General features: G+C 71.8%; 7 protein-coding genes and 1 CRISPR repeat array. Of the genes, 5 read left to right on the top strand and 2 right to left on the bottom strand.

The window, feature by feature from the left end:
• Nucleotides 1-3: 3 nt before the first annotated feature.
• Nucleotides 4-338: a CRISPR direct-repeat array (repeat unit 28 nt; unit sequence GAACCATCCCCGCGGGTGCGGGGCCGAC).
• A gap of 738 nt (nt 339-1,076) precedes the next feature.
• The 4 genes from H505_RS0130160 to H505_RS0130145 all read left to right on the top strand — a co-directional run bounded on the left by H505_RS0130160 (nt 1,077) and on the right by H505_RS0130145 (nt 4,749).
• The gene (locus H505_RS0130160; protein WP_026404941.1) at nt 1,077-1,736 is read left to right on the top strand and encodes a hypothetical protein; all 660 of its coding nucleotides are present in this window, start codon (nt 1,077-1,079) and stop codon (nt 1,734-1,736) included.
• A 59-nt stretch (nt 1,737-1,795) separates the two neighbouring features.
• Nucleotides 1,796-2,734, top strand: coding sequence for a DUF6924 domain-containing protein (locus H505_RS0130155; protein ID WP_026404940.1), 939 nt, complete (start codon nt 1,796-1,798; stop codon nt 2,732-2,734).
• Between the two features lie 441 nt (nt 2,735-3,175).
• A complete protein-coding gene (locus H505_RS0130150; protein WP_245592663.1) occupies nt 3,176-3,859 on the top strand; it encodes an alpha/beta fold hydrolase in 684 nt (227 codons plus the stop codon).
• Between the two features lie 38 nt (nt 3,860-3,897).
• On the top strand, nt 3,898-4,749 hold the full coding sequence (locus H505_RS0130145) for a helix-turn-helix domain-containing protein (RefSeq protein WP_245592662.1): 852 nt from the start codon (nt 3,898-3,900) through the stop codon (nt 4,747-4,749).
• A 15-nt stretch (nt 4,750-4,764) separates the two neighbouring features.
• Here the strand turns inward: H505_RS0130145 and H505_RS45265 are convergent, their stop codons facing one another.
• Nucleotides 4,765-5,667, bottom strand: coding sequence for a HEAT repeat domain-containing protein (locus tag H505_RS45265; RefSeq protein ID WP_051301325.1), 903 nt, complete (start codon nt 5,665-5,667; stop codon nt 4,765-4,767).
• A gap of 34 nt (nt 5,668-5,701) precedes the next feature.
• Nucleotides 5,702-5,782: a putative leader peptide gene (locus H505_RS52815; RefSeq protein WP_425248272.1), complete on the bottom strand. Its 81-nt coding sequence runs from the start codon at nt 5,780-5,782 to the stop codon at nt 5,702-5,704.
• Between the two features lie 135 nt (nt 5,783-5,917).
• On the opposite strand from H505_RS52815, the gene H505_RS45260 reads away from it, so the two are divergent.
• Nucleotides 5,918-7,174 carry a threonine synthase gene (locus H505_RS45260; protein WP_084550982.1) on the top strand — a complete coding sequence of 419 codons (1,257 nt, stop codon included), beginning with the start codon at nt 5,918-5,920 and terminating at the stop codon, nt 7,172-7,174.
• Nucleotides 7,175-7,200: the final 26 nt, after the last annotated feature.

Below are 7,200 nucleotides of genomic sequence, written 5' to 3'. Positions count from 1 at the left end.
ACAGGAACCATCCCCGCGGGTGCGGGGCCGACGACGGCGCGTGGGTCGCGATGTTCCCCGAACCGGAACCATCCCCGCGGGTGCGGGGCCGACCGCGTGTGCCCCGGCCGCACCTGCACCAGCCGCTGAACCATCCCCGCGGGTGCGGGGCCGACAGCGCCCCGCAGGCCGCGGACGAGACCGAGGACGAACCATCCCCGCGGGTGCGGGGCCGACGACGACGGCGATGATGCCGACGACGTCCGACGCGAACCATCCCCGCGGGTGCGGGGCCGACCACGGCGGCGCGCGGGGTCTGCCGGCGTGTCCAGAACCATCCCCGCGGGTGCGGGGCCGACACTTCCTGACCTGGGACTCTACCAAGAGCATGGCCGGTTTTCATTTAGTTGGATTTCGCAACCTAATCACTGTCTGATCACGAAGCCGCCCGGGTCGTTAGCGGCAAAGGATGACTAACATACCCAGCCGATACAGGCTGGTCGATCTCGCTCTTCTTCGCGCAGCGGACAAGCTAAGGGATGGTTCCGGTTCGCGGACGAGGCCCGCAATGAGACCGATAAAGCGGTGACGGCGGGGGCGGGCGGCGGCTCCGCCGGGGCCCGAGTTGACGGAGCATTCGTGGTCCGTGGGCTTGTCGTCGCCAACGAAGACGACCAGCTCACGCGCTCGACGTTGAAGCTAGCGTTGTGGGGGCCATGAGGGGGGCCGACGGGGGGCCGGACCGGCTAGGACCCGACCGGACCCCCATGCATGCACTTACCTTCCGACCTGGGGATATGGGATTATGGACCACAGGGTTGGATCTTGAACCACCCGAATTAGGACACTGCTAATGCGGTTTGGGTTCACGCCCATCCGGGGTTCAAATCCCCGATCCTCCGCCGCTTGACCAGGGGCTTCGCCGAAGACGAGATCTTCGGCGGAGCCCCTGTCGCGTTCCAGATGTCCGTTTCGTGGGTGCTGGATAGCGCGTGGTGGGCACGAGAGGTCGCGGCGCTGCCGTCGTCCTTGAGGTGGGGAGTCGGCTCGCGGGCTTCCTGGGCGGTTGGGGGAAGCGGGCCTGCCATCATCGGGGCATGAGCGACTGGGAGTTGTTTCTCCAGGAAGTCTCGTGGTTCCTCGAGCCGGGAGACGGCGTCGTGGTGGGCGAGTCGCGGCCGTGGGACCGCGGGTCGGCCGAAGGACTGCCTGAGCTGTCGGCACTGCTCGATTCGGCGACTCTCACCCCGGTCTCCGTCGGAGACGCTGCGTGCGAGTTGCTGGCGTGGGGGCCGTCGGACGGCCGACGGGGATGGCTCTGCCGCCCGCCCGAGGATGTGGACGGAGCGTCTTACCCGCAGGTGCAGGGAAGCTTCTGGACGCTCTGTGGCGGGATGGTCGAGAGGTTCGGCGAGCCCAGCACTTGGTGGTGCAATCAGGACCAGGTGCTGACGGCCGAGGTGGCACGCATACGAGTCTCGAACGTTCTGGCTGATTACGCGTGGCTCTGGGAAAACGACGGCCTGAAGATTCCCATCGATCCAGATGAGTACTACGCCGTTGCCGTGGAGGCGAATGGGAATCTCACGTTGGCGCATCGAGACAGTGGCCGGCTCCTTCTTTTCGCGCCGGACCATGCATTCGACGATGTCACGCCACTGGACGGTTCTCCGCCGTACTCGCTGCTCACGATCGACGGTGTGCCCGACCTTGCGGCCTGGATCGAGGTATGCGCTGCGGCTTGGCGGCGTCGGTAGGCCCGACTGTCCTACCCGGCGGTCACCATGGTGGCCGCCGGCGAGTTTGGAGGGACGTCGTGTCGTTTCCGGAGCTTCCCCCCGCTGCGGACGGTGAGGTGTTGCTGGTCTCGAGCTGCTACGCGGGTGAAGAGGCGCAGTGGGGAGGGGTGCTCGGCGAGGTCGCGGGGTGCCGAGACGGCGACGTGCTCGTATTGGGAAGCGGCGAAGTGCGGCTCAGGTTGGTCGCGAACACGGGGTGGGGCCTCCTGTATGGAGGGAACTTGCCGGCGCTCGTCCCGGCCGAAGGGGCGGCGTCGCCGGTCGTCGTGTTGGTGGACGATCGGATGGTCTATGGCGGTGGTGGCCCACTGCTTGTGGACCTGGCTTTGATTCCTGGTCGCGCTGTCCGTGTTCGGTCGGACAGTCTGCGCGAGGTTTTGGCCGCGATGCTGGACGGCGCGCTCACGTTCGACGATCTGGTGCGCGATATGGACACCAGCGGCACCTACCAGGGGCGCGACGGTCGCCCTGCTTTCCCCGCTCCGGTGTGGAAGCCGCACCGAAACTTTCCGGGGCTGCCCTCAACGGCCGAAGCTCTTCTTGTTCGCACCTCGTTCGAGGTCGAGGACGGCTGGCAGGCTTTGCTCGCCGAGTTCGGCGGGATCGACGAGGACGGTTGGGTCGGCGCGGATCTGGACCCGAGCGACTTCGACGTGGAGGACTACCCGCTGGCGGCCCTGGTCGTCGACGATCGGACTTTCGAAGGTCTGCACCCTGGCCAGGTCCCGGCACTGGTCCCGCCTGGGAATCCCCCCACGCTCGTAGCACTCGCCGACACCAGGACCTTCACCGATTCTGGGCGTCCGCTGACCGTTGTCGACCTGTACGACACCCCAGGGCAGCTCGCGGTGCTGCCCTGGCACAGGGTCGGTTCGATGGCGTGCAACCTACAAATCGCCAACATGGACTTTCGTGACTACGTCGCCCGCGAGGGCACCCGGCCATGGTGGGCCTGAATCCACGTCAGGACAGAAACAGAACCTTTTCCAGGGGACACCGGGCACCTCTACCACCGGACGAGCGACTCCCCCGCCGCGGCCTAGCCTTCGGCGACGTTCTCGGCGAGTCACGCGGACACTCCGTACCGCTCGAACCCGACCACCGCCGAATCCGCGCCGACGTACTTTGGCGCCCGGTACGCCCGACTTGACTGGCCGTGCCCGGACCGGACACCGGGTCCCGGTCGATGATCGCCGGTTCGGCCCCTGTGCCGCAGTGGACCCGGCGGGAACATTTGTCCAAGACAGGTGGGCGAGCGCCGGTGCATCGTGCTTTGCATGAGCAAGTCTGGGGTTGAGCGCTCGTATCGGATGCATGTGGTTCATGACGGTTCGCGCCGGGCGGCGCCGTTGCTGCTCGTCCACGGGTCGGGGGCTTCGGGGGGTTCCTGGAGTCCGGTGGTCCCGGCTCTCGTCGGCCACCATCACCTCATCCGGGTCGACCTGCCGGGGTGCGGCCAGTCCCCGCCCGCGGAGTCGCACGACGTGCCCGACCACGCGGGACGGGTGGCGGCGGTGCTGGACGATCTCGGCGTGGACGGCGTCACCGTGGTCGGGCACTCCAGCGGCGGTTACGTCGCCACCGCGCTCGCCGAACGGCGTCCCGACCTGGTGCGGTCGATCGCGCTGATCAGCACCGGGCCGTCCCCCGATGCGCTCCTTCCGCAGCCGCTCGTCTTGCGGGTGCTGCTGGGGCCGCCCGTCGGCCCGCTGCTGTGGTCGAGACGTTCGGACGCGATGATCCGCAGGGGCATCGAGGCGACGGCCGCCCGGCCGGTGGACGTCTCGGAGGACATGGTCGCCGAGCTCCGGAGCACCACCTACCGCACATTCCGGACGGCGCTGCGCAAGAACACCGCCTACATCGCCGAACGGAGCCTGCCCGACCGCCTGGCCGCTCTCGGCCTCCCGGTCCTGGTGATCTTCGGCGCCGCCGACCCCCGCTGGGAGCCGTCGTCGGCGCACCGCTACGGCGCGGTGCCGGGCGCGCGGGTCGAAACGCTGCCCGGCGTCGGGCACATGCCGATGTTGGAAGCGCCCGAGGCCACCAGCGAACTGCTGCTGAAATTCGCGGGGCGCTGACGCCCGGCCTCCTCGCGCGGCGGCCATAAGCTGGAGCGGTGCCGCCGACCCCAACCCCCTTCGACTGGGCGGACGTGGAAGTCGCCGTCCCGCGCTCGCCGCACAGGCTGCCGGGGATCAGCATGGCCGGGTTCCGCCACCGGGTCCCCGGACGCGTCGACATCGCCATGGTCGCGCACCCGTCCGTCACCCTCCTCATCGATCTGGCCGCCGGAGAAGGGATCGTCCACGACGGACCCGGTCGGCGGGAGCGCGGCAGCGTCGTCGTCGGCCTGCTCCCCGGCGATCTCCGGACCACCGGCCGCGGGACCGGGGAGTGCCTGCAGATCCGCCTGGAGCCGGACGCGGCGGCCGCGGTGCTCGGCGCGTCGTCCGAGCTCACGGGTACCCTGGCGGCTCTCGCCGACATCTGGGGCCGCGACGCCGCGCGGGTCGAGGACAGGCTGCGCGCCGCCCCGTCGTGGGACGAGCGGTTCGCGATCGCCGCGGACCTTCTCGCCCGGCGCCTCGGCGCCCGTCCCCCGGTCGATCCGGAGGTCGCCCGCACCTGGCGGCGGACGCTCGCCCGCCGGGGGCGGGTGCGGGTCGACCGCCTGGCCGACGAGGTCGGCTGGAGCCGCAAGCGCCTCTGGTCGCGCTTCCGGTCCCAGCTCGGCATCACGCCGAAACACGCCGCCCGGCTGGTGCGCTTCGACCACGCCGCCCACCTTCTCGCGGCCGGCCACCCCACCGCGGACGTCGCCACCCGGAGCGGCTACGTCGACCAGTCCCACCTCCACCGCGAGGTCAAGGCGTTCACCGGCCTGACGCCCACTGCCCTGGCCTCCGCGCCATGGCTCGCGGTCGACGGCACCGCGTGGCCGGCCTCATCGCCGACCGGCAAGCCCTAAGTGAGCACGGCGCGGTCAGGGGAGGGAGCGGCGGGCTTGGGCTCTCAGGCCGGGGTCCGGGTCGTTGAGGGCTTCGGTCAGGGCCCGGTGGGCTTCGGGGTGGGTGGGGGTCCAGGGGGCGAGGGCGCGGATGGCGGCGCGGCGGACGTCGACCGTGGGGTCGTGCAGGGCGCGGACGAGCGGGGGGATGGCCGCGTCGGGGGGTGCCTGGGCGAGGGCGGCGGCGGCGTGCCGGCGGATCTGCCGGTTCGGGTCGTCGAGGGCCGCGGCGACCGCGTCGGCGAGGGGGCCGGACGGGCGCAGTGCGGCGGCGGCGTCCAGTGCGGCCGTCCGGACGACGGGGTCGTGGTCGGCGAGGAGGCGCGTGAGGGCGGGGAGGCCGGCGGGGTGCGCGAGGCGCGCGAGGCCGTCGGCGACGGCGACGCGGACTTCGCGGGCCGGGTCGTGGGCGGCCTCGGCCATCCGGGCGGCGGCGTGCAGGGCGATGAGGCCGAGGACGGCTTGGACGCGGGCCTGGACGTCGCCGTCGTCGAGGCCGCGGGCGTAGAGTTCGCCGGCTCCCTCGGTGAGGTCGGTGAGGAGGCCGGCGGCGGTGTCGCGGACGTACGGGTCGCGGCCGCGGGCGGCGGCGAGGAGGAGGGCTTCGACGCCGTCGTCGCCGAGGTAGATCTCGGGCAGGTCGCGCAGGGCGGTGGCGGCGAGGCGGCGGACGGCCGGGTGCTCGTCGGCGAGCGCCCAGGCGAGGGCGTCGCCGGTGCCGCGGGGGCCGCGTCCGCGGCGGGCGCTCGCGATGAGGCGGGTGAGGGCGGCGCGGCGGACGTCGGCTTCGGGGTCGCGCAGGTACTCCTCGAGGTCCTCCAGGCGGGGGTTCTCGAGGAGGCGCGGTTCGTCGGCGCGTGCTCGGTGGATGGTGGTCATGAGGGGCCTCCGGAAGGTCGGACACGGCTGCGGGTCAGCGGCGCGGACACAGCGCGCCGGCCTGCCGTCGGAGATCGACGTGGAGCCGTGCGGTGAGGACCTCACTCGGATTCACCCTAGGATCGTGACCCACTGAAGCAGATCAAGTCAATCGGATAAGTAGGGAATGTCGGCGCGGGCGCGGCGGCGTCGGAGCCGCGCGCGTCCAGTCCGGCGACCCTCGTGCCTCGGTACCGGACAAGGAGAACGCATGAGCTACAGCTGGTTGTCCCATCTGGAGTGCGGGCGCTGCGGGGTGCGGCACGACGCGGGGGTCCGGCAGAACCTGTGCGTCGAGTGCGGGTCGCCGCTGCTCGCCCGCTACGACCTGGCCGCGGTGCGGGCGTCGGTGCGGCCGGAGGAGATCGCCGGGCGCGCGCCGGACCTGTGGCGGTACCACGAGCTGCTGCCGGTCGCGGATCCCGCGGCCGCGGTGAGCCTCGGCGAGGGCATGACGCCGCTGCTGCCGCTGCCCCGGTACGGCGGGAGCATCGGCCTGCCGGGGCTGCTGGTGAAGGACGAGGGGCTGGTGCCGTCGGGGTCGTTCAAGGCGCGGGGCGCGGCCGTCGGGGTGTCGCGGGCGGCGGAGCTGGGGGTCGGGCGGCTGGCGATGCCGACGAACGGCAACGCGGGCGCGGCGTGGGCGCTGTACGGGGCGCGGGCGGGGCTCGCGGCCGTGATCGTCATGCCGGTGGACGCCCCGGAGATCACCCGCCGGGAGGTCGCGGCGGCGGGCGGCGATCTGCGGCTCGTGGACGGGCTGATCGGCGACGCCGGGCGGATCGTGGCGGACCTGGTGGCGTCGGGTGACGGGGTGTTCGACGCCTCGACGCTCAAGGAGCCGTACCGGGTGGAGGGCAAGAAGACGATGGGCATCGAGATCGTCGAGCAGCTCGGGTGGGAGCAGCCCGACGTGATCCTGTATCCGACCGGGGGCGGTGTCGGGCTGATCGGCATCCACAAGGCGCTGGGGGAGCTGCGGGAGCTGGGCTGGATCTCGGGTCCGCCGCCGCGGCTGGTGGCGGTGCAGGCGGAGGGGTGCGCGCCGGTCGTGCGGGCGTTCGAGCGCGGCGAGCGGGAGACCCGGCACTGGGACGGCGCGTCCACGGCGGCGTTCGGGATCAACGTGCCGAAGCCGCTCGGCGACTTCCTCGTCCTGGACGCGCTGGCGGAGACGTCCGGGACGGCGGTGGCGGTCTCCGACGGGGAGCTGCTGGCGGAGCTGCGGCGGGTCGCGGAGCTGGAGGGGGTGTTCGTGTGCCCGGAGGGCGCGGCGGCGTTCGCGGCGGCGCGGCGGCTGCGGGAGCGGGGCTGGATCGGCGCGGACGAGCGGGTGGTGGTGCTCAACACGGGCGCCGGGATCAAGTACCCGGGGACCGTCGAGGTGGACGCGCCGGTCCTGGCGCCGGGCGCGTCGGCTGAGACCGGAGGGCCGGACGCGTTGGCACATTTCCGTCTTTCTTGGTAGGAATAGCGGCTAATCGGAGGAGGAGG

Source organism: Actinomadura rifamycini DSM 43936, from assembly GCF_000425065.1.
GTDB classification, from domain to species: domain Bacteria; phylum Actinomycetota; class Actinomycetes; order Streptosporangiales; family Streptosporangiaceae; genus Spirillospora; species Spirillospora rifamycini.
This window is presented reverse-complemented; position numbering and strand designations above follow the sequence as displayed.

What these genes read in the sequence shown, in the direction of transcription:
- H505_RS0130160 (WP_026404941.1), top strand. Translation starts at nt 1,077, where the DNA reads ATGAGCGACTGGGAGTTGTTTCTCCAGGAAGTCTCGTGGTTCCTCGAG.
- H505_RS45260 (WP_084550982.1), top strand. Translation starts at nt 5,918, where the DNA reads ATGAGCTACAGCTGGTTGTCCCATCTGGAGTGCGGGCGCTGCGGGGTG.
- H505_RS45265 (WP_051301325.1), bottom strand. Translation starts at nt 5,667, where the DNA reads ATGACCACCATCCACCGAGCACGCGCCGACGAACCGCGCCTCCTCGAG.